At 72.2% G+C, this 23,392-nt stretch carries 24 protein-coding genes; 14 read left to right on the forward strand and 10 right to left on the reverse strand.

Going from position 1 to position 23,392, the window contains the following annotated elements:
• Position 1: 1 nt before the first annotated feature.
• Together ACQPY0_RS04780 and ACQPY0_RS04785 are read right to left on the reverse strand one after the other, a co-directional pair.
• Positions 2-1,480: a leucyl aminopeptidase family protein gene (locus ACQPY0_RS04780; protein ID WP_432985220.1), complete on the reverse strand. Its 1,479-nt coding sequence runs from the start codon at positions 1,478-1,480 to the stop codon at positions 2-4.
• Positions 1,481-1,565: 85 nt separating this feature from the next.
• Complete coding sequence (locus ACQPY0_RS04785) at positions 1,566-1,733, reverse strand: DUF3117 domain-containing protein (RefSeq protein ID WP_081971220.1); 168 nt, start codon at positions 1,731-1,733, stop codon at positions 1,566-1,568.
• 222 nt (positions 1,734-1,955) lie between these two features.
• Between ACQPY0_RS04785 and ACQPY0_RS04790 the strand changes: the two genes are divergently transcribed.
• The 4 genes from ACQPY0_RS04790 (at position 1,956) to ACQPY0_RS04805 (ending at position 6,221) form a co-directional block, all read left to right on the forward strand.
• Complete coding sequence (locus ACQPY0_RS04790) at positions 1,956-2,759, forward strand: PaaX family transcriptional regulator (RefSeq protein WP_432985223.1); 804 nt, start codon at positions 1,956-1,958, stop codon at positions 2,757-2,759.
• 20 nt (positions 2,760-2,779) lie between these two features.
• Complete coding sequence (locus ACQPY0_RS04795) at positions 2,780-3,568, forward strand: enoyl-CoA hydratase-related protein (RefSeq protein WP_432985226.1); 789 nt, start codon at positions 2,780-2,782, stop codon at positions 3,566-3,568.
• 118 nt (positions 3,569-3,686) lie between these two features.
• A complete protein-coding gene (locus ACQPY0_RS04800; RefSeq protein ID WP_432985229.1) occupies positions 3,687-4,943 on the forward strand; it encodes a DUF1800 domain-containing protein in 1,257 nt (418 codons plus the stop codon).
• Between the two features lie 51 nt (positions 4,944-4,994).
• On the forward strand, positions 4,995-6,221 hold the full coding sequence (locus ACQPY0_RS04805) for a DUF1501 domain-containing protein (protein ID WP_432985232.1): 1,227 nt from the start codon (positions 4,995-4,997) through the stop codon (positions 6,219-6,221).
• Positions 6,222-6,685: 464 nt separating this feature from the next.
• On the opposite strand, the gene ACQPY0_RS04810 is transcribed toward ACQPY0_RS04805, so the two are convergent.
• Positions 6,686-8,053, reverse strand: a complete 1,368-nt coding sequence (locus ACQPY0_RS04810) for a hypothetical protein (protein ID WP_432985235.1) — start codon at positions 8,051-8,053, stop codon at positions 6,686-6,688.
• 52 nt (positions 8,054-8,105) lie between these two features.
• Positions 8,106-8,696, reverse strand: a complete 591-nt coding sequence (locus ACQPY0_RS04815) for an O-methyltransferase (RefSeq protein WP_432985238.1) — start codon at positions 8,694-8,696, stop codon at positions 8,106-8,108.
• 152 nt (positions 8,697-8,848) lie between these two features.
• On the opposite strand from ACQPY0_RS04815, the gene ACQPY0_RS04820 reads away from it, so the two are divergent.
• Entirely contained in the window at positions 8,849-10,168 is a 1,320-nt protein-coding gene (locus ACQPY0_RS04820; RefSeq protein ID WP_432985241.1) for a S1C family serine protease, read from the forward strand.
• 72 nt (positions 10,169-10,240) lie between these two features.
• On the forward strand, positions 10,241-10,681 hold the full coding sequence (locus ACQPY0_RS04825; protein WP_432985244.1) for a Sec-independent protein translocase subunit TatB: 441 nt from the start codon (positions 10,241-10,243) through the stop codon (positions 10,679-10,681).
• 641 nt (positions 10,682-11,322) lie between these two features.
• On the opposite strand, the gene ACQPY0_RS04830 is transcribed toward ACQPY0_RS04825, so the two are convergent.
• The 3 genes from ACQPY0_RS04830 to ACQPY0_RS04840 all read right to left on the reverse strand — a co-directional run bounded on the left by ACQPY0_RS04830 (position 11,323) and on the right by ACQPY0_RS04840 (position 14,943).
• Entirely contained in the window at positions 11,323-12,465 is a 1,143-nt protein-coding gene (locus ACQPY0_RS04830) for a P-loop NTPase (protein ID WP_432985247.1), read from the reverse strand.
• Positions 12,466-13,052: 587 nt separating this feature from the next.
• Positions 13,053-13,646, reverse strand: a complete 594-nt coding sequence (locus tag ACQPY0_RS04835) for a DUF1003 domain-containing protein (RefSeq protein ID WP_432985250.1) — start codon at positions 13,644-13,646, stop codon at positions 13,053-13,055.
• Positions 13,639-14,943 carry a magnesium transporter MgtE N-terminal domain-containing protein gene (locus tag ACQPY0_RS04840; protein ID WP_432985253.1) on the reverse strand — a complete coding sequence of 435 codons (1,305 nt, stop codon included), beginning with the start codon at positions 14,941-14,943 and terminating at the stop codon, positions 13,639-13,641. Before ACQPY0_RS04840 ends, ACQPY0_RS04835 begins: the two co-directional genes overlap by 8 nt.
• Positions 14,944-15,023: 80 nt before the next feature.
• On the opposite strand from ACQPY0_RS04840, the gene ACQPY0_RS04845 reads away from it, so the two are divergent.
• Positions 15,024-15,881: a PhzF family phenazine biosynthesis protein gene (locus ACQPY0_RS04845; protein ID WP_432985256.1), complete on the forward strand. Its 858-nt coding sequence runs from the start codon at positions 15,024-15,026 to the stop codon at positions 15,879-15,881.
• Here ACQPY0_RS04845 and ACQPY0_RS04850 read toward each other — a convergent pair.
• Complete coding sequence (locus ACQPY0_RS04850) at positions 15,827-15,958, reverse strand: hypothetical protein (protein WP_432985259.1); 132 nt, start codon at positions 15,956-15,958, stop codon at positions 15,827-15,829. The two genes, ACQPY0_RS04845 and ACQPY0_RS04850, sit on opposite strands and share 55 nt — an antisense overlap.
• A gap of 153 nt (positions 15,959-16,111) precedes the next feature.
• On the opposite strand from ACQPY0_RS04850, the gene amrA reads away from it, so the two are divergent.
• Together amrA and ACQPY0_RS04860 are read left to right on the forward strand one after the other, a co-directional pair.
• Complete coding sequence (amrA, locus tag ACQPY0_RS04855) at positions 16,112-16,717, forward strand: AmmeMemoRadiSam system protein A (protein WP_432985262.1); 606 nt, start codon at positions 16,112-16,114, stop codon at positions 16,715-16,717.
• A 13-nt stretch (positions 16,718-16,730) separates the two neighbouring features.
• Entirely contained in the window at positions 16,731-17,225 is a 495-nt protein-coding gene (locus ACQPY0_RS04860; protein ID WP_432985265.1) for a hypothetical protein, read from the forward strand.
• Here ACQPY0_RS04860 and ACQPY0_RS04865 read toward each other — a convergent pair.
• Complete coding sequence (locus tag ACQPY0_RS04865; protein ID WP_432985268.1) at positions 17,203-18,027, reverse strand: SDR family NAD(P)-dependent oxidoreductase; 825 nt, start codon at positions 18,025-18,027, stop codon at positions 17,203-17,205. The two genes, ACQPY0_RS04860 and ACQPY0_RS04865, sit on opposite strands and share 23 nt — an antisense overlap.
• 75 nt (positions 18,028-18,102) lie before the next feature.
• On the opposite strand from ACQPY0_RS04865, the gene ACQPY0_RS04870 reads away from it, so the two are divergent.
• From ACQPY0_RS04870 to ACQPY0_RS04885, 4 genes are all read left to right on the forward strand, one after another.
• The gene (locus ACQPY0_RS04870; protein WP_432985271.1) at positions 18,103-19,059 is read left to right on the forward strand and encodes an HpcH/HpaI aldolase/citrate lyase family protein; all 957 of its coding nucleotides are present in this window, start codon (positions 18,103-18,105) and stop codon (positions 19,057-19,059) included.
• Between the two features lie 53 nt (positions 19,060-19,112).
• The gene (locus tag ACQPY0_RS04875) at positions 19,113-20,024 is read left to right on the forward strand and encodes an SDR family NAD(P)-dependent oxidoreductase (protein ID WP_432985274.1); all 912 of its coding nucleotides are present in this window, start codon (positions 19,113-19,115) and stop codon (positions 20,022-20,024) included.
• A gap of 84 nt (positions 20,025-20,108) precedes the next feature.
• On the forward strand, positions 20,109-20,819 hold the full coding sequence (locus ACQPY0_RS04880; protein WP_432985277.1) for a hypothetical protein: 711 nt from the start codon (positions 20,109-20,111) through the stop codon (positions 20,817-20,819).
• A 580-nt stretch (positions 20,820-21,399) separates the two neighbouring features.
• The gene (locus ACQPY0_RS04885) at positions 21,400-21,828 is read left to right on the forward strand and encodes a CoA-binding protein (protein ID WP_432985280.1); all 429 of its coding nucleotides are present in this window, start codon (positions 21,400-21,402) and stop codon (positions 21,826-21,828) included.
• Here the strand turns inward: ACQPY0_RS04885 and ACQPY0_RS04890 are convergent.
• Positions 21,791-22,996 carry an acyl-CoA dehydrogenase family protein gene (locus tag ACQPY0_RS04890; RefSeq protein ID WP_432985283.1) on the reverse strand — a complete coding sequence of 402 codons (1,206 nt, stop codon included), beginning with the start codon at positions 22,994-22,996 and terminating at the stop codon, positions 21,791-21,793. The genes ACQPY0_RS04885 and ACQPY0_RS04890 overlap by 38 nt on opposite strands.
• Positions 22,997-23,080: 84 nt before the next feature.
• Here ACQPY0_RS04890 and ACQPY0_RS04895 point away from each other — a divergent pair, with 84 nt between their 5' ends.
• Positions 23,081-23,284 (forward strand): DUF4190 domain-containing protein, encoded by a 204-nt coding sequence (locus tag ACQPY0_RS04895; protein WP_432985286.1) that lies wholly within the window; start codon positions 23,081-23,083, stop codon positions 23,282-23,284.
• Positions 23,285-23,392: the final 108 nt, after the last annotated feature.

Genomic DNA, 23,392 nt, shown 5'->3' on the forward strand with positions numbered 1-23,392 from the left:
CTCAGGCGGCGGTGGTCTCCAGCCAGCGGGTCAGGGTGCGCACGCCCCAGCCGGTCGCGCCCTTGGTCAGCTCCCCGTCGTTCGAGTCCGACCAGGCCGGCGACGACATGTCGAAGTGCGCCCAGCGCTCGCGCAGCGCGCCGGTGAACTCGCGCAGGTAGAGCGCGGCCAGCAGCGAGCCCGCCCCGATGTCGGTCGAGTTGACGATGTCGGTCAGGTCGCCCTCGATCGCCTCGGCGTAGTCCTCGCTCAGCGGCATCCGCCACACCGACTCGCCGGAGGCCTCCGCGGCCGCGGCGAGGTCGCCGGCGAGGGAGTCGCTGTGGCTGTACATCGCGGCGGTCCGCTTGCCCAGCGCCACACCCTGCGCGCCGGTCAGCGTGGCCAGGTCGATCATCACGTCGGGGCGCAGGCGGCGCACGGCGTAGGCCATCGCGTCGCCGAGCACCAGCCGCCCCTCGGCGTCGGTGTTGAGGATCTCCGACGTGACCCCGCCGTAGTGCGTCACGACGTCGCCGGGGCGCATGCTGTCGGCGCCCAGCGCGTTCTCGGCCAGCGGGGCCAGCGCGGTGATCCGCACGGGCAGGCGCATCGCGGCGGCGGCCAGGGTCGCGCCGATCACGGCGGCCGCGCCGCCCATGTCCTTGCGCATCAGCTTCATGCCGGCCAGCGGCTTGATGCACACGCCGCCGGTGTCGAAGGTGATGCCCTTGCCGACCAGGACCACGTGCCGCTTCGCGCCGCGGGGCCGCCAGGAGAGCTCGACCAGGCGCGGCCCGCGCTCGGCCGCCGCGCCCCGGCCGACCGCCAGGATCGCGTTGAAGCCCTGCGCCTTCAGGTATTCGGGTTCGCGGACCTCGACCGAGAGCCCGGGCACCCCCTCGGCGGCCTTGACCACCCGCTGCGCGAACCACGCCGGCGTCTTGCGGTCGCTCGGCATGTTGGTCAGGTCCCGGGCCAGCACGGTGGCGGTGACCACCGCGCGGGCCTGCTCCAGCGCCTCGATGAGCCCGTCGCCAACCTCGGTGCCGGCCGGGAACGCCACCGTCACCCGGCGCAGGGGGTCGGGCTCGGACTCGGCCAGGCGGAAGCGGTACGACGCCAGCCAGAGGCCCTCGGCCAGCCCACGGATCGCGTCGGAGGGCGTGTCCGAGGGGACCAGCACGCGCAGCGAGGGCTCGGAGCGCGCCGACTTGGCCAGCGCCGCGCCGGCCGCCCGCCAGCCCGCCTCGTCCCCGTCGCCGATGCCGGTGAACAGCACCCGCGCCGGCCGGCGCCCGGGCCGCGGCAGGGCGTGCACCGAGCCGGCCGACCCCGTGTGCTCGACGTCCCCCAGGAACGTCTCGCATTCGGCCAGGTCGGCCGGTCCGAGCTTGAGCGGCGTGAGCAGGTCGAGCGCGGCGGAGGGGGAGCCGGACGGCACCACGACGGCCACCGCACCGGAGGTGCTGCGGGCCGTGGCGAACCTGATGTCCAGCACGGGGACCCTCCTTACACTCGCGCAGTTCGTGCGCACACCAATGAGAGCGGCCGCCCAGGGCCGCTGAAGCTGTATGCAGGAAGACTCAGCCTGTGGCGGTCTTCAGCGCCTCACTGAGCTCGTTGGCCTCGTCCTTGGTCATCTCGACGACAAGCCGCCCACCACCCTCGAGTGGGACGCGCATGACGATGCCGCGGCCCTCCTTGGTGACCTCCAGCGGACCGTCGCCTGTCCGCGGCTTCATGGCCGCCATGTTGTCTCCCTTCGCTCCCTGATGTCCCAGACACCAGGTGGCACAGCCGTCCCCGCATGCCCGGCGCGCCTGCTCACGGGGCCTCGACCGGACCCGCCGCCACCGTGAGGTACGCACCAACCGTTGATTTTCCCTGATGATGGCCCCAAGACCCAAACCGGGACGCGAACCTTGTGACAACTCCTGGCGGGAAATGCCGGTCAAGTGTCACAATAAGCGGCCATGCAGGCCCGGTCCGCCCTCTTTGATCTTTACGGCGACCACCTTCGCCCGCGCGGTGGGCGGGCCGCGGTCGCGGCTCTCGTGCGCCTGCTCGCTCCCCTCGGCATCGCCGCGCCCGCCGTGCGCACCGCGATCTCGCGGATGGTCCGGCAGGGCTGGCTGCACCCCCTACGCTTGCCGACCGGCCCGGGCTACGGCATCACCCCGAAGGCGGCACGCCGCCTCGACGCGGCCGGTGCCCGCATCTACCGCACCCAGCGCCCGGGCGGCCCGCAGAACGCCTGGACGGGGCGATTCGATCTCATCACGTTCGAACCGCCCGCGCACCGCGGCGCGCGGGCGAGACTGGTGGCGAACCTCGGATTCCTCGGGTACGGCTCGATCGACGCCTCGACCTGGATCGCCCCGCGCCCGGGCGAGGGCGTCGACGCCCTGCTGAGCGAGGCCGGCGTGCACTACGACCGGTTCACCGCCCAGCACGCCGGCGGCACCGAGGGCGTGGCCGGCCTGGTCGCGCGCGCCTGGGACCTCGCCGCGATCGCCGCCGCCTACGGTGAGTTCGTCGAGCGCCTCACCCCGCTGGTCAGCTCGGTCGGCCCGGCCACCCCGGACGAGCAGGCCTACGCGGTGCGGTTCACCCTGGTACACGCCTGGCGCGCATTCCTGTTCCGCGACCCGCAGCTGCCGCCGGCCCTGCTGCCGCCGCGCTGGGCCGGCACCGCCGCCGCGGCCTTCTTCGACCACCACGCTGTCCGCCTCCGCCCCGCCGCGGACCGTTTCGTGGACACGTGCCTGACCCTGTAGATGTTGAAATGGAGAGCCCGATGGACCTGCTGGTGGAGCGCACCGAGACCGGCGTCGCGATCCTGACCCTCAACCGCCCCGACGCCCTCAACTCGCTGACCGACGGCCTGAAGGTCGCCCTCCGGGACGCACTCGAGAGCCTGCGGAGCGATCCAGCCGTACGCGCTGTGGTCCTCACCGGCGCGGGCCGGGCCTTCTGCGGCGGCCAGGACCTCCGCGAGCACGCGCTCTCCCTCGAGGCCGGCACCGGGGCGTCCCTGACGACGGTGACGGAGCACTACAACCCCATCGCCACCCTCCTGGCCGAGATGCCGAAGCCGGTGGTTGCCGCGGTGAACGGCATGGCGGCCGGCGCCGGCGCGTCGCTGGCCCTGCTGGCCGACTTCCGCGTGGGCGGCCCGAAGACAGCGTTCCTGATGGCCTTCGCCAACGTGGCCCTGGCCGGCGACACGGGCATCTCCTGGACCCTGCCCCGCATCGTCGGCCACGCGAAGGCCCTCGAGCTGCTCCTGCTGGCCGAGCCGGTCAAGGCCGAGACCGCCTTCGACCTGGGCATGCTGACCCGCCTGGTCTCCTCCGACGAGGACGTCCTGCCCACGGCCCTGGAGCTGGCCGGCCGTCTCGCCGCCGGCCCGACGGTCGCCTACGGCCAGATCAAGCGGGAGCTGGCCGCAGGGGGTGCCGGCTCGCTCGCGGACGCCCTGGCCGTGGAGGCCGAGGCACAGTCGACGTGCGGCCACACCGCTGACCACCAGAACGCGACGGCGGCCTTCGTCGAGAAGCGGAAGCCGGTCTACGAGGGCCGCTGAGCGGCCCGCCGCGCCCGTACCCGCCCGCGGAGCGTTCCCGGATTGCTGAGCTTCATCTTCAACGGAGCCTGAGGCAGGCTTGACAAGCCTCGTACAAACGCCCCATAGCCTGGGCTCCATGGCCGATCGGGAGAAGGTTGCGCATCTGCTGCGGCGGGCGACGTTCGGGCCCACCGCGGAGGAGGTCGACGCCGCCGAGGCCAAGGGTCCGGCGGCGACCCTGGACGCGCTGTTCAGCCCCGCCGGGCCCGACGCCGGCGCGGCCCGTACCCCGCTACCCAGGCTCGGTCCGGTCGTCAACGAGAAGACCGACCGCGCCGAGCGGATCAGGACCGTCGGCGCCTGGTGGCTGGACCGCATGGTCCAGGCCGACCACCAGGTGCACGAGAAGCTGACCTTCTTCTGGCACGGCCACTGGGCCACCTCCGCCGACAAGGTCAAGTCCGGGCCGCTGATGCTGGGCCAGCAGCAGACCCTGTTCCGCACCGCCCTCGGCGACTTCGCCACCCAGGTCCACACGATGCTGCGCGACCCCGCCCTCATCGTCTGGCTCGACGGGCAGAAGAACACCGGCAAGGCCCCGAACGAGAACCTCGCCCGCGAGCTCATGGAGCTGTTCACCCTGGGCGTGGGCCACTACACCGAGCAGGACGTCCGCGAGGGCGCCCGAGCGCTGACCGGCTGGACGGTCGAGCAAAAGGCCGGCACGGCGACGTTCAACGCCAAGCGCCACGACGACAAGCCGAAGACCATCCTGGGCCGGACCGGCAACTACGACGCCGACGGCTTCGCGGACATCCTGCTGTCCCAGCCCGGCTGCCCGGAGTTCGTCGCGAGGCGCCTCTGGCTGCGGTACTGCAGCGACGCCGCCATCCCCCAGGACGTCCTCGATCGCGCTAAAACCCAGGCCACCACCGCCGCCATGCTGCGCACGCTGCTGGAGTCCGACGGCCACGCCGAACTGGTCAAGCAGCCCGTCGAGTGGCTCGTCGGCGCCCTCCGCCAGCTGCGGATTCGCCCCGGCGAGCTCAACGACGCCCAGCGCAAGCAGCTCGCGAGCGGCCTGACCCAGCTCGGCCAGGTCCCGCTGCGCCCGCCGAGCGTGGGCGGCTGGCCCGCGGGCGCGGCCTGGCTGACGACATCGGCGACCCAGGCCCGCATCAGGCTCGCCCAGTCCCTGGCCGCGCGGGCCTCGCAACCGGTCCTGGACCGCCTGAACTCGGTGCCCGCGCCCCAGCGCCCCACGGCCCTTTCCCGGCTGCTCGTCGTCGACCAGTTCACGGACCGGACCCTGGCCGCGCTGACCCCGGCCGCGGGCGACGCACGCCGTCTACTGGCCCTCGGGCTGGCCAGCCCCGAGTACGTCATCAATTGACGGGCCCGGCACGCAAGCCAATCTGTTTCACGCACCACGGAAGGAGGCGGCATGGACGCCCTCACTCGTAGGAAGTTCCTGATCGCCAGCGGCGTGGCCGGTGGCGCGGCCCTCGCCGCCGGCGGCGCCTGGACGCTGCGCGACATCTTCGCCACCGCCACCTGGGACGACCGCCCCGGCGACGCCAGGACGCTCGTCCTCGTCACCCTCTACGGCGGCAACGACGGCCTGGCCAACGTCATCCCGTACGCGGACAAGGCCTACGCACCGGCCCGCCACGACCTCGCGTACCAGCCCGAGGAGGTCCTCAGGCTCGACGACTCCCTCGGCCTCAACCCCGGACTCGCCGGACTCAAGCGCATGTACGACGCGAAGAAGCTGGCCATCGTCCGCGGCGTCGGCTACCCGAAGCCCGACCACAGCCACTTCCGTTCGATGGACATCTGGCAGACCGCCCAGCCCGACCGCCCCGGCAACACCGGCTGGCTCGGCCGCTGGCTGGACGCCGTCGGCGGCGACCCCCGCCACGCCGTCTCCTTCGAACCCGTACTCCCTCCGCTCCTGGCCGGCGAGACCACCGCCGGCGCCGCTGTCCCCGTCTCCGGCCTGACCCTGCCCACCGGCGTCAGGCCGGAGGTGCTCACCGCGTTCGGTAAGCCCGCAGACGGCGAGCCCCCGCTGCAGGCCCGCGCCGCCCGCGCCTTCGCCGACCTGATCGAGGTCGACGCCCTCATCCACAGCGTCGACGAGACCGACGGCGACAACGACACGTCCACCTCGTCCGGCACCGCCACCGGCGGCCGCTCCGACCTCAGCGCCCAGCTTGACCTGGTCGCCCGCTGCGTCGAGGCGAACGTCGCGACCAGGGTCTTCTCCGTCTCCCTGGGCGGCTTCGACCTGCACGCCGAGGAGCGAAACTCGCAGGAGATCCTGCTCAAGCTCCTGGACGGCGCCCTGACCACGTTCGCCGAGCGAATGGCCAAGACCGAGGCCGGCCGCAAGGTCGTCGTCGCCGTGTACTCCGAGTTCGGCCGCCGCGTGGCCGCCAACGGCTCCGACGGCACCGACCACGGCACCGCATCGAACATGTTCATCCTTGGCAGCCCGGTGCGGGGCGGCCTGTACGGCGAGCAGCCCAGCCTCTCCAACCTCGACAACGGCGACCTGAAGTTCACCACCGACTTCCGCTCCGTCTACGCCACCCTCCTGCGCGACGTCCTCGACACCGACCCGGAACAGATCCTCGGCTACAAGTCCCAGCTCGAGGGCATCCTGTAGCCGCCCCCGCCGCCTCGACGCACCCTGGCCCACGTGGAGCGACGACCGCCAAGCCCCGCCAGGCGGCCCGGGCCGGGGCTGAGGAGAGGTGGACGCGGGCGTCGCGGCGAGGCCGAGCCCAAGCCGGGTTTGGGCTGGACGGGGTGAGCCGGGCATGAGGCACCCAGCGACTCCGAGTTCAGGCCGGCTCACCGACGCCCTGGCCACGCTGGCGCGGGCAGCGAGGGCCGCGACGGCCGACGACCTTGAGAAGCACCGGTTGCGGCAGACGGACGCGGGCGGTGCACCGAGGGCCGAGCCCGGGCGGGGGTGAGGCGAGCATTGGGCACCCCGGTCTGACGCCCGGCCCCGGTCTGCCCGGTCTGCCCGGCCTGGACCTGGCCAGGCTGGGGCGAGGGCGCGTGGGCGGCCCCGGTCCGGCGCGGCTCGTGAAAGCCGCGCCAAACCGGGGCGAAGGCCAGGACTCAGGCGCCCACGACCTCCCTGGCCGCGATCTCGACGCTTCCCACGATGTCGTCCACCCTGATCTCCGAACTCTCAGCGGGCCCCGAGACAGCCGCAGGCTCGGAGGCCAATGCGGTTGCCGTCGGCTCGACGTTCGGTGCGGGTGCCGGGCCGTCGGACCCTGCGGCGTCGTAGGCAGAGTCGGCGCCGACGGATCCGGCCTGAGGCGGAGTTGCTTCGAGGTCCGTGGTCACTTCAACGTCCGCGGTCGCTTCGGCGTCCGCGGCTGCTGCGAGGTCGGCGGTTGCTTCGAGGTCTGCGGCGGGGCCCGGGGTCGTTGGGCTCCACGGGGCCGGATGGCGTGGGCGGCGGGCGGCGATGGTCAGGTTGCGGGGGCGGGTCACGGACGCGGGGTGGGGGTGCTGCCGATCGGTCCTCGCGCGCTCCCGGCGGGACTGCTCGCGCTTCTCGTGGTCCAGCCAGGTCAGGGCCGTCCGGCAGGTATACGCCCACCAGCCGATCCACCGTCCGTAGCGGTCGCGCAGCTCGGCGGGCGGCGGGGGCGGGTCGCCGTAGACCGCGGCGGCCGTGTTGACGTGCTGTCCCATCTCCAGCGGCACCTCGTCCGGGCGGCCGAGGGCCCGCAGGAGCAGGGCGTGCGCCGTGAACTCCCCGATGCCGCGGATCGACAGCAGCGCCGCCTTCGCCTCCGCGTAGGGCCCCGTGCGCAGGTGGGTCTCGTCGAGGGCGGCGACCCCGGCGAGGACCTGGGCGAGGCGCTCGGCCCGGTGCCGGGCGCCGACGAACGGCAGCAGGTGGGCCGGGCCGAGGTGGGACAGCCGGGGGAGGTCCGGGAACGCGGTGAAGTCCTCGCCGGCAACGCTCACCGTGTTGCCCAGATACAGGGTCAGGCGGCGCTTGCGCAGGGTCGCATACCACTGGGTGGAGTTCTGCAGCAGCGTGAAATACACCACCCCCTCCGCGAGGCTCGAGAACCTCACCTGGTGCAGGCCTGCGGTGAGGGCGAGGAGGGGGCGCACCGGGTCGTCCGCCCCGGCGGTGCGCAGGAACCCCGCCAGATCGTCGCGCAGGCCGAGCCAGGCGCTGACCCGGGCGTCCACGTCGGCGAGTTCGGGCGGGCTCAGTGGCGCCGCGCTGAAGACGGTGAGCGCGGCGCCGGGCTCGCCGTCGTCGCGCCCGGTGACCTCGACCACGACCGCGGACTCCGGGTCGGTCGGGTGCGGCAGGGCCCGGCGGACCGAGTCGTGGGTGAGGGCGATGTCTCGCAGGACGGGCCGGAAGCCGGCGAGGGCGCGCAGTGAGCAGGCGAAGTCGTAGGGGGCGGCGGCGGGCAGGACGGTCCGGGTGATGGTGCCGAGTTCGGTCATGGGGAGATCTTCGAACCGGGGTACGACAGTTTTGGCGAGGGGCGACGATCGGCTACTGTGCGCGAGCGGCAAGCAGCAGACCGTCACCGAGGGGGAGGAGTGCGGGGATCCACGCGTCGCTGTCGCGGAGGGATTTGACGGCCTCACGGAGGAGTACCGTCTCCGCATCCCGGACGGTGGGATCGCTGACCCGGCCGCCCGCCAGCGCGTCCGCCAGGGCCAGGGTGCCCCCGGGGCGCAGGAGGCGCTCGGCGGCCGCGATCACAGGACCGTATTCGCTGGGGTCGTGGTCGACGAAGACGAGGTCGTACGCGCGGTCGGCCAGGCGGGGCAGCACGTCGAGCGCGCGGCCGGTGATGATTCGGGTGCGCGACGGCGCGTTGCCCGCGGCGGAGAAGACGCGGCGGGCGACGCGCTGGTGCTCGGCCTCGAAGTCGATGGTGGTCAGGACGCCGTCGCGGCGCATTCCGCGCAGCAGCCAGCCGCCGCTCACGCCGGTGCCGGTGCCGACCTCGACGACCGCCTTGGCGTTACTCACCGCCGCGATCACCCGCAGCGCTGCCCCGCAGCCGCGGCTCACCGCGCTGATGCCCAGTTCGAACGCCTGCTCGCGAGCGGCCGCGAGCACGGGGTCCTCGGACACGTACCCGTCGATGAAGTCAGCGGTCCGGGCGGAAGCGGTAATGGGACACCCCTCAGAAGAGTCGATTGACCGCAAGCCTAGGAGACCTCGCCCCCGCATGCTTGAAGCCGGGGCGTGCAATGCTGGATGCGAAACGGACGGAGGAGCCGATCGTGACAGACGGTTCGGGCTGGGCTCAGCCGGGCCCCGGCGCGCCGGCCAGCAGTGGCTGGGGGGCGCGCCCGGCGTGGACAGCACCCAACTCGCCCCAGGCCGCGGCGCCACAGCCGGCGGCCAGCAGTTGGTGGTCCGACGCGCTGGCCGACCCCTGGCGCGACCCCGACGCACCGGTCGTGGTGGTCAAGCCGCCGGCCGACGAGGTGCCGGAGCTGGAGAAGCCGCCCCCGCCGTCACCCGGCCCGCGGGTCGGCATCGGCCTCGTGCTCGTCGTGTCGATCGTGACCGCCCTGCTCGCCGGTGCGCTCGGCGGCACGCTGGGGTATGTCTTCGCCAGCGGGGGCGGCACCACGCTCGGCGGCGGCCAGCTCGGCAACGCCCCGCTGAACAACCGCGCCCCGGAGTCGATCGCCGGGCTGGTCAAGAAAGTCCTCCCGAGCGTCGTCACCATCAGCGTCCGGGTCGGCAACGGCACGTCCCTCGGCTCCGGCTTCGTCGTCTCCGGCGACGGCCACGTGATCACGAACAACCACGTCGTCGAGGGCGGCAGCGGCGCGGCGACCATCCGCTTCAGCGACGCCACCGCGGCCACGGCGACCGTGGTCGGCAGCGACCCCGAGTCCGACATCGCCGTCCTGAAGATCGACGCCAACGGCCTGCCCGACGGCAAGCTCGCCCCGGTCGAGTTCGGCAACTCCGACCAGGTCCAGGTCGGCGACCCGGTCGTCGCCATCGGCGCCCCGCTCGGGCTGACCAGCACGGTGACGTACGGTGTGGTGAGCTACCTCGACCGCCCCATCCGCACCAGCGAGGGCGGCACCGCGCGCTACTACTCGGCCATCCAGACCGATGCCGCCGTCAATCAGGGCAACTCGGGTGGCCCGCTCTTCGACGCCGCCGGCCGCGTGATCGGCATCAACTCCGTCATCGGCACCCTCTCCGAGGACCAGTCCAGCGCCGGAAACGTCGGGCTCGCCTTCGCCATCCCGATCAACCACGCCCGGCGCATCGCGACCGACATCATCAACACGGGCAAGGCACGCCGCACGGTGATGGGGGTCCAGGTCGACACCTCATATCAGAACCCGCTCGGCGGTGCCCGCCTGTCCACGGTGGAGCCCGGCGGACCGGCCGAGGCCGCGGGGCTCAAGGCCGGTGACGTGGTCATGGCCGTGAACGGCAAGCCGATCGAAGAATCGTGGGACCTCACGGCCCTGGTGCGCAAATATGCGCCGGGTGACACGGTGGAAGTGCAATATCTGCACGGTACCGCGAGGGCCAAGGTCTCCATCACGCTCGCCGCCGGCACGAAGTGACCTGACAGGCACTCCCGCAACCGCCCCCTGCATGCGTAATCTTGCCCTTGAGAGCAGGGGAGGGCCGGAAACATGGGCTTGGAGAACATCGGCGGCTGGGAGTTCCTGGTCATCATCCTGGTCGGGATCTTCATCTTCGGCCCCGACCGGCTGCCGAAGGCCATCAGCGACGGCGTGCGGATGCTGCGCCAGGTTCGCCAGATGGCGCGCAACGCCACCGGCGACCTGAGCCGCGAGCTGGGCACCGACATCCAGCTCGAGGACCTGCATCCGAAGACCTTCCTGCGCAAGCACCTGCTGAGCGAGGAGGACGAGGCAGCGCTGCGCAAGCCGCTGCAGGGCATCTACGACGACGTCCGCGGCGTGGCCGACCAGGTCAAGCGCGACGCCGAGGAGGCCGCGTCAGCCGCTCGGTCCTCGACCTCGCCGTCGACCTCTTCCTCGACCGCGTCCTCGCCGCCGGCGGCCTCTGCGCAGCCGGCGGTTCGAGCCTCGTGGGAAGACGTCACCTGATCCGCGCGGGGCGGGCCCCGGCCTGTCGGTTCGCGGGCATCCGCTCGGCGCCGTCTCGGGAGTTTCGTCCGGCTCCTGGCGGGTGATTGTTCGGGCTCGCTGGTCGATCGCCATTCCGTAATGTCGGCTTACCGCGACATAACGGATTTTTCGCCTATCGGGGCATTAGTCCGACAATCGGGCAAGATTACTCCGCTGCACCTCGACGCTTGGACCCTGCCGCGCCGCGGGGCGCATTGGCGGGCAGGGCGCCGATTACCGGGCGCTCCAAGTCCGATAGGAGTGCCGAGAACGCCTACCGCGATGCGTCCGGGCCGTGTGTAGGCAGGCCCCTGTTTGTCGGTCGCTCCAAAGGCAATCGACAGCAGGTCAAGATCGCGCACCAACCCATCAGCGCATTGCATTCGGGCCCTCGGCGACGCGGGCGGGCGCACGCGCGGCGGGTGCTTGAGCTGTGGACGCAGCCGCCCGATCCTGTTGAGCCGCCGTCAGTTGGCGATATTTCAGGCTCGACGACTCCTGCGGACAGGCGGGGCGGAGCTGTGGTCGCCTGCTCGCGCTGGAGGTCGCCGTTGCAGGCCCGGGACCCACAGCCGGCGGGCCCGCGGAGAAGTGGCTTCGCGCGGGCCCTGCGGAGTCGGTCAGCGGCCGGCGGGCTTCAGGCCCAGGGGCTTGCCGACCAGGCTCTCGCGGCGCAGGGCCAGCTTGTCGGCCACCGCCGACAGGGCCGCGGCCGCCGGGGTGGACGGGGACGCCAGGACCAGGGGGAGGCCGTTGTCGCCGGCCTCGCGGAGGCGGGTGTCCAGGGGGATCTGGCCCAGCAGCGGTACCTTCGCGCCGACCGCGCGGGTCAGCGAGTCCGCGACCGTCTGGCCGCCGCCCGCGCCGAAGACCTCCATGCGCTGGCCGTCGGGGAGCTCGAGCCAGGACATGTTCTCGACCACGCCGACGATGCGCTGGTGGGTCTGCAGGGCGATCGAGCCGGCTCGCTCGGCCACCTCGGCCGCGGCCGCCTGCGGGGTCGTCACGACCAGGATCTCGGCGGTGGGCAGGAGTTGGGCCAGGGAGATGGCCACGTCGCCGGTGCCCGGCGGGAGGTCGAGGAGCAGGACGTCGAGGTCGCCCCAGTACACGTCGGCGAGGAACTGCTGCAGCGCGCGGTGCAGCATCGGGCCGCGCCAGACGACGGCGGCGTTGCCGGGGGTGAACATGCCGATCGAGATGACCTTCACGCCGTGGGCGGAGGGGGGCATGATCATGGACTCGACCTGGGTCGGGCGGCCGTCGGCGCCGAGCATGCGGGGGACCGAGTGGCCGTAGATGTCGGCGTCGACCACGCCGACGGAGAGGCCGCGGGCGGCCAGGGCGGCGGCCAGGTTGACCGTGACGCTGGACTTGCCGACGCCGCCCTTGCCGCTGGCGACCGCGTAGACCCGGGTGCGGGAGCCGGGCTGGGAGAACGGGATCACCGGCTCCTGGACGTCGCCGCGCAGGCTGATCTGAAGTTCCTTGCGCTGCTCGGCCGTCATCACGCCGAAGTCGATCTCGACTCCGCTCACGCCGGCGACGGCGCCGACCGCGCGGGTGATGTCGGTGCGCAGCTTGTCCTTCAGGGGACAGCCGGCCACCGTGAGCAGGATGCCGATCTCGGCGACACCGTCCGGGCGGAGGGTGACGTCGCGGACCATGCCCAGCTCGGTGATGGGGCGGCGGATCTCAGGGTCGTCGACGGTCGCGAGCGCGGCGGTGATCGCTTCCTCGACGGACGTGGCCGGGGCTGACATGGGTGCCATGTTACGTCGGGCGGCCGCCCACCCCCGCACGTCAAGGCTGCGCGAGGAACGCATCACACGCCCGATCGGCGAATTTTGCCGGCATATGTCACCCAAGGGGGCTTGTCTGCGTACCGAACCCGGTGCGACCATCGTTTACACGCCGCGCGCCTAGCCCCTTGAGGCGCGCGGCGTGAGCCTACAAGTCCGGATAAAAGCGAAAAATCGGGCGCAATGTGCCGTAGGGCCGCGAGCTGGCACGAGGCGCGGCACGGTTGTGGCGTTGCACAGTCCTCGCCGCCGAGGCGGCGGGCGAGGCAGCGCCGTGGATGCAGGCCGCCTCGCAGCGGTGCAGCGGCACCACAAAGGCGGCGGACATGGGGCCGCCGGGCGGCGTGGCAGGTGGCGCTGGTGGGACAAGCGGTGCAGCGGCACCACAAGGCGGCGGAGATGGGCCGCCGGGCGGCGCGGCAGGTGGCGCTGGACAAGTAGGGCGGCGAAGCGCGTCGCAAGGCGACGGCAACCGCGTGGCGAGGCGCCTGACCACTGCGCGGCAGACGAGTAGTCCGCTGCGGAGTGGGCAGAAGCCGGTGGCGGAGCTAACGGTTGCGGCGTTGGGGTTCGTCGGAGTCGACGGTGTCGTCCGGTTCGTCCAGGGGGGACAGGGGATCGGCCAGCGAGCCCAACGCCTTGCGGACCTTCTTGCGCTCCACCTTCGCCCGCCGGTCGGCCGCCTCGTCCAGCTCCTCCGCGACCCGGGCCAGCTCCGAGCGCAGGAAGTCCCGCGTCGCCACCTCGCCCAGGGCGATCCGCAGAGCCGCGATCTCCCGCGCGAGGTACTCGGTGTCGGCCTTCTGCGCGGCAGCGCGACGCCGGTCCTCCTCGGAGGCGAGGCGGTCCCGGTCGGCCTGCCGGTTCTGCGCGAGCAGGATGAGGGGCGCGGCGTACGAGGCCTGGAGGGAGAGGATCAACGTGAGGAAGGTGAACGTGTAGGGGTCGAACTGCCAGCTGCGCGGCGTGAGAGTGTTCCACGCGATCCAGGCCAGGATCACGATCGTCATGTACACGAGGAACTTCGCGGTCCCCATGAACCGCGCGATCCCCTCCGACCACTGGCCGAACGCCTCCGGGTCGAACCGGGGCAGCGAGATCCGGGTGGACCGGGGCTGGTCGAGACGGCGCCGCTCAGCCACGGGCACCGCCGCTGTGCCCGGAGACGCCGGCCTCGGGGGCGGAGATGGTCAGGGGCTCGCCGTTGTCGCGATCGCGCCAGTCCTCCGGCAGCAGGTGGTCGAGCACGTCGTCGACGGTGACCGCGCCGACCAGCTTGTCGGTGTCGTCGACCACGGGCATCACCACCAGGTTGTAGGTCGCCATGCGGCGAGTGATCTCGGCCAGTGTCGTGTCCGGCTCGAGCGGGTCGATGTCGTTGTCGACCACACCACCCAGCAGGGCGGACGGCGGCTCGCGCAGGAGGCGCTGGAAGTGCACGACCCCGAGGTAGCGCCCGGTGGGCGTGGCCATCGGCGGGCGGGTGACGAAGACGCCGGCGGCGACCGCGGGGGAGAGCTGGGGCTCGCGGATGCGGGCGAGCGCCTCGGCGACGGTCGCGTCGGGAGCCATGACGATCGGCTCCGAGGTCATGACGGAGCCGGCGGTGCCCTGCGCGTACTCCAGCAGCGCCCGCACCGGGGAGGCCTCGTCGGGCTCCATGAGGTCGAGCAGAACCTCCTGCTCGGGCTTGGGCATCTCGGCGAGCAGGTCGGCGGCGTCGTCCGGGTCCATCTCCTCCAGGACGTCGGCGGCGCGCTGCGGCTCCAGGGCCGTGATGATCTCCAGCTGGTCGTGCTCGGGGAGCTCCTCGAGCACGTCGGCGAGGCGCTCGTCGTCCAGGGCGGAGGCGACCTCGACGCGCCGGGTCTCGGAGAGATCCTGCAGGACGTTGGCGAGGTCGGCCGGGCGCATGTTGTCCAGCACCGCGAGCAGGCCGGCGGTGCCCTGGGTCTCCGGCTCGCCGGTCAGGCCGCTGACCTCGCCCCACTCGAGCTGGTTGAGGTGGCCGCGGCGGGTGAGCCGGCCGGTGAACTCGCGCACGGCGACGCGGGAGAGCGACCACTCGCCAGTCCGTCCGGCGTCCATGGCCACGTCGACGACCGCGCCGGTGCGCCCCGTCGCGGAGACGGTCACGTGGCGGTCCAAGAAGTCCTCCAGCACCAGCAGCTCGCCCGGGCGCTTCTCGAAGCGGCGCAGGTTGAGCGTGCCGGTGTTGAGCACCACGGCGTCGGGTTCGATGGCCGTGATGCGCCCGATCGGCAGGAAGATGCGCCGGCGCATCGGCATCTCGGCGACCAGCCCGACCACCCGGGGCGGCTGGTTGCCGGTCCGCGCCCGCGCGACAGCGTCCCGCACCCGGCCGACCTGGTCGCCGTTCGGATCGAACACGCTCAGGCCCGCGAGGCGCGCGATGTAGACCCGCGGCGCAGTACTCACGAGTCTTAAGCCTACTGAAGGAGGCCACGGCGTCAGCGTTGGACCGAACGTGGCGGCGTTGCGGGACTTAGGCTGCCGATATGAGCACGCTGCGGTACAGCATCGTCGACGTCTTCACCGACCGCCCCTTCACCGGGAACCCGCTGGCGATCGTCTTCGACGCGGAAGCCCTGGCCGCCGAGCAGATGCAGGCGATCGCGCGGGAGTTCAACCTCTCCGAGACGATCTTCGTACTGCCGCCGACGACCCCGCAGGCGACGTACCGTGCCCGGATCTTCACGCCGGGCACCGAGCTGCCCTTCGCCGGGCATCCGACCGTCGGCTGTGCCGTGACGCTGGTGCGCGACGGCGTGGTCAAGGGCCCGGACGTGGTGCAGGAGTGCGGCGCCGGGCTGATCGCGGTCCAGGTCGACGACGTGCACGGCGCGGCGACGGTCACCGGCGGCGAGCCGACCGCCGGACCCGAGCTCGACCCGGGGCCGCTGCTGGAGTCGATCGGGCTGACCAGGGCCGACTACGTGGGGCCGGCGCCGCGCAGGGCCGGCTGCGGGCTGGAGTTCACGTTCCTGTCGGTGACCGAGGAGGCGGTGGCCCGGCTGCGGCTGCTGCGCCCGGTGGACAACCTCAGCGTCTTTCACTGGGATGCCGAGCGGCGCCTCGCGCACGTGCGGGTGCTGGTGCCCGACGTCGGGGTCGCCGAGGATCCGGCGACCGGCTCGGCCGCGCTCGGCTTCGGGGTCTGGCTGGTCAGCAGCGGGCTCGCGGCGGGCGACGGGCTCACGCGGTACGAGATCGCCCAGGGTCTTGAGATGCACCGCCCTTCGGCCCTGCACTGCAGTGTGACGGCCTCCGGCGGCGTGGCCGTCTCCGCGACGGTGGCGGGTCACGCGGTGCCGATCGCCTCCGGCGAGATGATCGTGCCGCCCTTCGTGGGCTGACGGCGGCCGCCGTGCACGACCACCGCGACGCCGGCCAGCAGCATGGCGATGCCCGGCAGCGTCCGGGCCGTCGGCATGCCGTGCACTGTCGTTGATCCGACAATGCACGCCTCGGGTGGCCGGGCGGACCGCTCGGAGGACCTGAGAGGCTGCCTGTTTGACTACTGGGCCCCTGACCTTGCGGTGCTGGTCGGGCCCCCGCTGATGGCCGGGGCTCCTATGCTGGTCGGGTGACCGTGACGGCGACGCTGTCGCTGACGGATGGCCGACATCTCGCCCGCCTGGCGGCGGACGCGATCCACGCACGGCTCACGGGCGACCGCCTGAGCGCGCAGATCCCGCCCGGCAGCCGGCTGCTGCACAACGGCGCCTCGTTCGTGACCCTGGAGCGCGGCGGCGAGCTGCGCGGCTGCGTCGGCAGCCTGGAGCCGGTCCGGCCGCTGCACCGCGACGTGGTGCAGAACGCGGTCCGGGCCATGCACGACCCGCGGCTGCCCCCGGTCACCGCCGACGACTGGCCGGCGCTGGATGTCAAGGTCTCGGTGCTGAGCCGGCCCGAGCCGATCCCCGTCGACGGCCGCGCGAAGCTGGTGGCCGAGCTGCGCCCCGGCGTCGACGGGCTGATTCTGCTCGACGGCGTCCGGCGCTCGACGTTCCTGCCGTCGGTCTGGGCGAAGGCCGCCGACCCGGAGCAGTTCCTGGCGGCGCTGCTGCGCAAGGGCGGGTGGCCGGCGGGAGACTCAGCCGCGGGGGATCTGCCCCCGGGGCTGACCGCCATGCGGTACACCTCCACCGAGTTCCGCGACGACGCACCGCGCGAGCCGATCCCGGCGTGATTGGATTGCGACCATGGACGCGCTGGTCGAAGAGGCGGCGAAGAAGGCCGCGGTCGCCTGGGTCTCCGTCGGCGGCCGCCCGGCGACGCTGCTGTGGTGCGCCTGGCTCGGTGGCGCGCTGCTGGTCGTCAGCGGCGAGGGCGAGCAGGCCGCGCCGGGCCTGGCCGAGGCCGCGAGCGCCGAGGTCAGCCTGCGCGGCGACCACGGCGGGCGGATCGTCACCTTCCCCGCGGAGGTCACCCGGGTCGCACCCGCCGACGAGGCGTGGGCCGAGCTCGTGCCGCAGCTGGCCGGCAAGCGGCTCAACGGCGCCGGCGGGGCCGAGGACCTGGCCCGCCGCTGGGCCGAGCGCTGCGTGGTCAGCCGCCTCACGCCGAGCGGCGGGACGGCCGAACTGCCCGATGACGACCAGTCCGCCCCGCCCCGCCCCACGCCGGCGACGCGCATCCCGCGCCGCCCGTTCCGCCTGCACAAGGTCCGGGGTGCTACCCGAGACCCACGGCGCTGAGGCTCTCCTGCCACAGCCGGGCGGCCAGCGCCGGGTCGTCGCTGTTCCGGGAGGGCCGCGTCGGCTTGCGATCCATGTAGTACCCGCCGGAGGTCAGCTGCGACGTCGGCGTCGCGGCCAGCCACACCAGCGTGTCGGCGCCCCGCTCGGGGCTGCGCGCGAACAGCGCCACCTTGGCCGCCACGTTCACCCCGATCGAGGAGCCGAACCGGCTGCGGACGAAGCCGGGGTGGTACGAGGCCGACATGATGTCCGGCCAGCGGCGCGCCGCCTCCGCCGTGAACAGGATGTTCGCCTGCTTGGCCGAGCCGTACTGCCGCCACAGCCCGCGCTTGCGCTCGCCCCGCAGGTCGCCGGGGTCCAGCGCGCCCATCGCGTGCGCGCCGGAGGCGGTGTTGATGATCCGCCCGCCCCGCAGCTGCTCACGCAGCAGGTTGCTGAGCAGGAACGCGGCGAGGTGGTTGGTCTGCAGCGTCGCATCGAACCCGTCGCCGGTGACGTGGTGTCCGCGTACGACGCCGCCCGCGTTGTTGGCCAGCACGTCGATGTGCTGGTATCGCTGGCGGAGGTGATCCACCAGCACGTGGACGTCGTCGAGCCTGGCGAAGTCGCTGCGGTACGCCGCGACGCTCCGCCCGCCCGCCGCCTCCTTCACCGCCTCGGTCGCCGCCTCCAGCCGGGACTGGTTGCGGCCCACGAGGACCGTGTCGGCGCCGCGGCGGGCCATGTCGACGGCGGCGGCGAGACCGATTCCGGAGCTGGCCCCGGTGATGACCACTGTGCGGCCGGTGAGATCTCCCACAGGGGCATTCTGTGTACTCACGCATCGAGGTTACCGTTTGGTAGCCGCCCTTAACTGTCGCTAAGGAGCTCCGCCATGCCCGCCGCCCTCGGACGCCCGCGCCGCTCGTGCCTTGCCGTGCCCGGCTCCAGTGTGAAGATGCTCGGCAAGGCCCAGGGGCTCCCCGCCGACCAGGTGTTTCTCGACCTGGAGGACGCCGTGGCCCCGCTGGCCAAGCCCGAGGCGCGCAAGAACATCGTGGCCGCCCTCAACGAGGGGGACTGGGCCGGCAAGACCCGCGTCGTGCGGGTCAACGACCTGACCACGCCCTGGACGTACCGCGACGTGATCGAGGTCGTCGAGGGCGCCGGCGAGAACCTCGACTGCATCATGCTGCCCAAGGTGCAGAGCGCCGGCCAGATCGAGTGGCTCGACCTGACGCTGACCCAGATCGAGAAGACCGTCGGCCTGCCGGTCGGCGCGATCGGCATCGAGGCGCAGATCGAGAACGCCGCCGGCCTGGTCAACGTCGACGCGATCGCCGCGGCCAGCAAGCGCGTCGAAACCATCATCTTCGGCCCGGCCGACTTCATGGCCTCGATCAACATGAGGTCGCTGGTCGTCGGCGGGCTGATCCCGGGCTACCCCGGCGACCCGTACCACTACATCCTCATGCGCATCCTCATGGCCGCCCGCATGCACGACCTGCAGGCCATCGACGGCCCGTTCCTGCAGATCCGCGACGTCGACGCGTTCCGCGAGGTCGCCGGGCGCAGCGCGGCGCTGGGCTTCGACGGCAAGTGGGTGCTGCACCCCGGGCAGGTCGAGGCGGCCAACGAGGTGTACTCGCCCGCCCAGGACGACTACGACCACGCCGAGCTGATCCTCGACGCCTACGACTACTACACCTCCGAGGAGGGCGGGAAGCTCGGCGCGGTCATGCTCGGCGACGAGATGATCGACGAGGCCTCCCGCAAGATGGCGCTGGTGATCTCGGCCAAGGGACGGGCCGCGGGGATGAAACGCACCACCGCGTTCACCCCACCGAACTGAGAAAACGCGCGTCGGATTGCCCGCCGGTGCGTCCGGAAGGCAGGATTTGCCGTATGGCACCCGACCTACGCTCAAGCGGTCCCGCCGGCAAGAGCGGCCGGCGCGACGCGAGCCGGCCCTCCTCCGCGCGGCGCACCCTGCGCGCCGTCCCCTCCAGCGGCCCCGAACTCGCCGGCGAGCCCGCCGACGAGGAGGCGCCGACCGCCGCCGACCGGCTCGACGGGCGGGTTGCCCTGGTCACCGGCGCGGGCAGCCCGGACGGCATCGGCTACGCCACGGCCCGCCGGCTCAAGCAGATGGGCGCCACGGTCGCCATCGTCTCCACCACCCGGCGCATCCACGACCGGGCCAGCGAGCTCGGCGTGACCGGATTCGTCGCCGACCTCACCGTCGAGGCCGAGGTCGGCGCGCTCGCCGACGCCATCGTCGACCAGGTCGGCCCGGTCGACGTCCTGGTCAACAACGCCGGCCTGGCGAGCAAGGCCAGCCCCGAAGTCCTGCGCCCCGTCGCGCAGCTGACCTACGAGGAGTGGCGCGCCGAGATCGACCGCAACCTGACCACCGCGTTCCTGGTCAGCCGGGCCTTCGTCGGGGGCATGGCCGAGCACGGCTGGGGCCGCATCGTCAACCTCGCCGCCACCGCCGGCCCGGTCAACGCCCTGCCCGCCGAGGCCGGCTACGCCGCGGCCAAGGCCGGGGTCGTCGGCCTCACCCGGGCCCTGGCCATGGAACTGGTCGCCGACGGCATCACCGTCAACGCGGTCGCGCCCGGCATCATCCACACCGGCGCGTCCACCCTGGTCGAGCTCAAGCAGGGCTTCGGCACGCCGATGGGGCGCCCCGGCACGCCGGAGGAGGTCGCGGCGACGATCGCCTTCCTGTGCTCGCCCGGCGCTTCCTACATCACCGGCCAGATGCTGGTCGTCGACGGCGGCAACAGCGTCCGCGAGGCGCAGTACCGGTAACGGGTCACGGCCTCGGCCGCCCACCTGGGCTCCGGCCAGCGGACGGTCAGCCAATCATCAGGTTGGCTGGCTAGGCTCGGCCGCATGGGGGCTCGGGCCGGTGACTACGTGGTGCTGCTGGGGCCACCGGTCGTCGTCGGTTCGGCCGCGGGTGTGGTCCTGCTCTCCGGCGAGCCGGAGGCGTTCCTGCCGATGCTGCTCGTCCTGCAGCCGCTGACCACCCTCGGCATCGTCGTCGGCCTGGTCCAGCTCACCCGGACCACCCGCGGCCCGTCAACGTTCCGGCTCACCGTCCACCGGGGTGAGCCGGCGTTCGGGGCCGATCCCACGTTCCGCCGCCAGTGCATCTTCAACGGCCTGCTCTGCGCCGCCGTCCTCCTGATGGCCCTCAACGGTTTGCGGGTCTCCGGCCGAATCGTGCCGACCCTGGCCTGGGCGATCCTGATCCTCAACGGCGGCGCCATGCTCATGCTGCTCCACCGTATGATCCGCAGCGGACCCCTGCTCATCACGGCGACCGGCGTAGCACTGGACGGCGGCCGCACCTTCGTGCCGTGGGCCGCGCTGGAGCCGGGCCCGGAGAGTCCGCAGTGGACGCTGGCCCACCCGGAGCTCGTGCGGGGCCGCTCGCTCAAGCGCTTCCAGCCGGGCCAGACGGTCCCGCTGGACGTCTCCCTGTGGTTCCTGTTCCGCTCCATTCACGTGTACCTCGAGCAGCCCGACCGCCGCCCCGCCATCGGCACCCCGCAGGAGCTGGCCCGCCTGCGCGGATCGCTGTCCCGCCAGTCCGCATGACCCTTGAGTCGGGCGGCCGACATGTCGGGCGCTGGCGCGCCACGACATGTCGGATTTTTCGCCTGACAGGTTATAAATCCGGTATAGCCGACCGTCAGCCGCGTCGCCGCAGGTCCTGGTCGCGCACCGGACTGCCCGCCCAGCCGTGATCCCGCCCGCCAGCCGCAGCGACGGTTGCGGCTCGGGTGGGGCTAGTGGCGGCCGTGAGCCGCGTCGCCGCAGGTCGTGGTTGCGCGCACGGCTGGGCGCCCAGTCGTGATTCCGGCCGTCGGCGGCAGTGATGGTTGCGGATTGCGTGCGGCTTGGGTGGGGGCTGGCGGCGGCCGTGAGCCGCGTCGCCGCAGGGTCCTGGTTGCGGGCCCGGCTGGTCGGCTGGCTGTGATTCCGGCCGTCGGCGGCGGTGATGGTTGCGGATTGCGTGTGGCTTGGGTGGGGCTGGTGGCGGTCGTGAGTAGCGTCGCCGCGGGTCGTGGTTGCGGGCCCGGCTGGTCGGCTGGCTGTGATTCCGGCCGTCGGCGGCAGTGACGGTTGCGGATCGCGTGCGGCTCGGGCCGGTGGTCGGGCGAGCTAGCGTTGGCGCATGCGCACTGCCGAACAGATTCTGCGCGAGGCCCGCACCATCGCGGTCGTGGGTGCCTCCCGGGACCGGACGAAGACCGCTCATGCCGTGCCACTGCAGATCCAGCGGCACGGCTGGCGCATCGTGCCCGTGAACCCGTTCGCCGACGAGATTTTCGGGGAGCGCGTCTACCGCACGCTCGCCGATATCCCGTTCGCCGTGGACCTGGTCAACGTGTTTCGCCCGTCGGCCGATGCCACGGCGGTGGTCAAGGACGCGCTCGCGATCGGCGCGCCCGCGATCTGGCTGCAGCAGGACATCGTCAGCCCTGAGGGGCGGGCGCTGGCCGAGGCCGCCGGCGTCGACTACGTGGAGAACACGTGCATCGCGGTCGTCCGCGCGGTGCATGCGCTCAGCGCACCCCGTAATCCCGCAGCAGACCCCGGCTGATGATGGTCTTCTGGATCTCGGACGTGCCCTCGCCGATGAGCAGGAAGGGCGCCTCGCGCATGAGGCGCTCGATCTCGTACTCCTTCGAGTAGCCGTAACCGCCGTGGATCCGGAACGCCTCCTGGACCACCTCGGCGCAATACTCGCTGGCCAGCAGCTTCGCCATGCCTGCCTCGACGTCGTTGCGCTGCCCGGCGTCCTTCAGCCGCGCGGCGTTGACCATGAGCCCGTGCGCCGCCTCGATCTTCGTGGCCATCTCGGCCAGCTTGAACGCGATCGCCTGGTGCTTGACGAGCGGCGAGCCGAAGGTCTGGCGCTGCTGCGCGTAGGCGATCGCGAGCTCGAACGCCCGGATCGAGATCCCGCACGCCCGCGCGGCCACGTTGACCCGCCCGACCTCGATGCCGTCCATCATCTGGTAGAAGCCGCGGCCGGCCTGCTCCGCGCCGCCAAGGATCGCCGAGGCGGGGACCCGGACCCCGTCGAGGATCATCTCGGTGGTCTCGACGCCCTTGTATCCCATCTTCTCGATCTTCCCGGGGATGCTCAGCCCCGGCAGCAGCAGGTTCTCCCCGAACCCGGGCTCCTTCTCCAGCAGGAACGTGGTCATGTTCCCGTATACCGACTCGGCCCCGAGCTCGGTCTTGACCAGCGTCGCCACCACGGAGGAGTAGGCCCCGTTGGTGAGCCACATCTTCTGCCCGTCGAGCACCCACTCGTCCCCGTCGGCCACCGCCTTGGTGCGGATCGCGGCCACGTCGGAGCCGGTGCCCGGCTCGGACATCGAGAACGCCCCGCGCACCTCGCCGGTCGCCATCCGGGGCAGCAGCCGCTGCTTCTGCTCCGCGGAGCCGTGCTGCGACACGAGATAGGCCACGATGAAGTGCGTGTTGACGATCCCCGACACCGACATCCACCCGCGCGAGAGCTCCTCGACGACCAGCGCGTAGGTCAGCAGCGACTCGCCGAGCCCGCCGTACTCCTCCGCGATCGTGAGCCCGAACAGCCCCATCTCCCGCATGCCCGCCACGATGTCGGCGGGGTAGACGTCCTCGTGCTCCAGCCGCTGCGCGTGCGGGATGATCTCCTTGTCGACGAACTCCCGCACGGTCTCCAGCATCGACTGCTGTACATCACTGAGCCCAGGCGTGCGAGCGAGACGAGCCATGTGGCGAGACCTCCGAAGCTACTGACCGGTATCCTTGGAGTATCGAGCTTCCGGCGGTGACAGACCAGGTGAAATAGTTCTCAGGTGCGAGTCAACGCGATGGCGATAGGCGCCCTGATCTGCGCTTTCCTGCTCCCGCCGTTCGGCATCCTGATGGGGCACATCGCCTGGTCCCAGTCTCGCCGCGAGCGGCGTCCGGGCGCTCGCATGGCCCTGGCCGCCATGATCATCGGCTACGTGGAACTCCTGGTCATCTGCGGCATCCCGATCATAGCCCTGGGTTTCTGACCATCTCGGCAACTCCTCGTAGGACCCCTCCGCCCGTGACCGTGCTCCAGCCACAGCGTCACCCCGGCCTCGGCGTGCATCCGGCCTGTTCGGCCGCGACGGCCACCG

This window comes from Dactylosporangium sp. CA-233914 (assembly GCF_050942935.1).
GTDB lineage: Bacteria > Actinomycetota > Actinomycetes > Mycobacteriales > Micromonosporaceae > Dactylosporangium.

Excerpts from the sequence above, each read along its gene's own strand:
- ACQPY0_RS04845 (WP_432985256.1), top strand. The coding sequence starts at position 15,024 with ATGAGCACGCTGCGGTACAGCATCGTCGACGTCTTCACCGACCGCCCC.
- ACQPY0_RS04875 (WP_432985274.1), top strand. The coding sequence starts at position 19,113 with ATGGCACCCGACCTACGCTCAAGCGGTCCCGCCGGCAAGAGCGGCCGG.
- ACQPY0_RS04795 (WP_432985226.1), top strand. The coding sequence starts at position 2,780 with ATGGACCTGCTGGTGGAGCGCACCGAGACCGGCGTCGCGATCCTGACC.
- ACQPY0_RS04800 (WP_432985229.1), top strand. The coding sequence starts at position 3,687 with ATGGCCGATCGGGAGAAGGTTGCGCATCTGCTGCGGCGGGCGACGTTC.
- ACQPY0_RS04850 (WP_432985259.1), bottom strand. The coding sequence starts at position 15,958 with ATGCCGACGGCCCGGACGCTGCCGGGCATCGCCATGCTGCTGGCCGGC.
- ACQPY0_RS04870 (WP_432985271.1), top strand. The coding sequence starts at position 18,103 with ATGCCCGCCGCCCTCGGACGCCCGCGCCGCTCGTGCCTTGCCGTGCCC.
- ACQPY0_RS04880 (WP_432985277.1), top strand. The coding sequence starts at position 20,109 with ATGGGGGCTCGGGCCGGTGACTACGTGGTGCTGCTGGGGCCACCGGTC.
- ACQPY0_RS04860 (WP_432985265.1), top strand. The coding sequence starts at position 16,731 with ATGGACGCGCTGGTCGAAGAGGCGGCGAAGAAGGCCGCGGTCGCCTGG.
- ACQPY0_RS04830 (WP_432985247.1), bottom strand. The coding sequence starts at position 12,465 with ATGTCAGCCCCGGCCACGTCCGTCGAGGAAGCGATCACCGCCGCGCTC.
- ACQPY0_RS04810 (WP_432985235.1), bottom strand. The coding sequence starts at position 8,053 with ATGACCGAACTCGGCACCATCACCCGGACCGTCCTGCCCGCCGCCGCC.
- ACQPY0_RS04790 (WP_432985223.1), top strand. The coding sequence starts at position 1,956 with ATGCAGGCCCGGTCCGCCCTCTTTGATCTTTACGGCGACCACCTTCGC.
- ACQPY0_RS04885 (WP_432985280.1), top strand. The coding sequence starts at position 21,400 with ATGCGCACTGCCGAACAGATTCTGCGCGAGGCCCGCACCATCGCGGTC.
- ACQPY0_RS04805 (WP_432985232.1), top strand. The coding sequence starts at position 4,995 with ATGGACGCCCTCACTCGTAGGAAGTTCCTGATCGCCAGCGGCGTGGCC.
- ACQPY0_RS04825 (WP_432985244.1), top strand. The coding sequence starts at position 10,241 with ATGGGCTTGGAGAACATCGGCGGCTGGGAGTTCCTGGTCATCATCCTG.
- ACQPY0_RS04785 (WP_081971220.1), bottom strand. The coding sequence starts at position 1,733 with ATGGCGGCCATGAAGCCGCGGACAGGCGACGGTCCGCTGGAGGTCACC.
- ACQPY0_RS04890 (WP_432985283.1), bottom strand. The coding sequence starts at position 22,996 with ATGGCTCGTCTCGCTCGCACGCCTGGGCTCAGTGATGTACAGCAGTCG.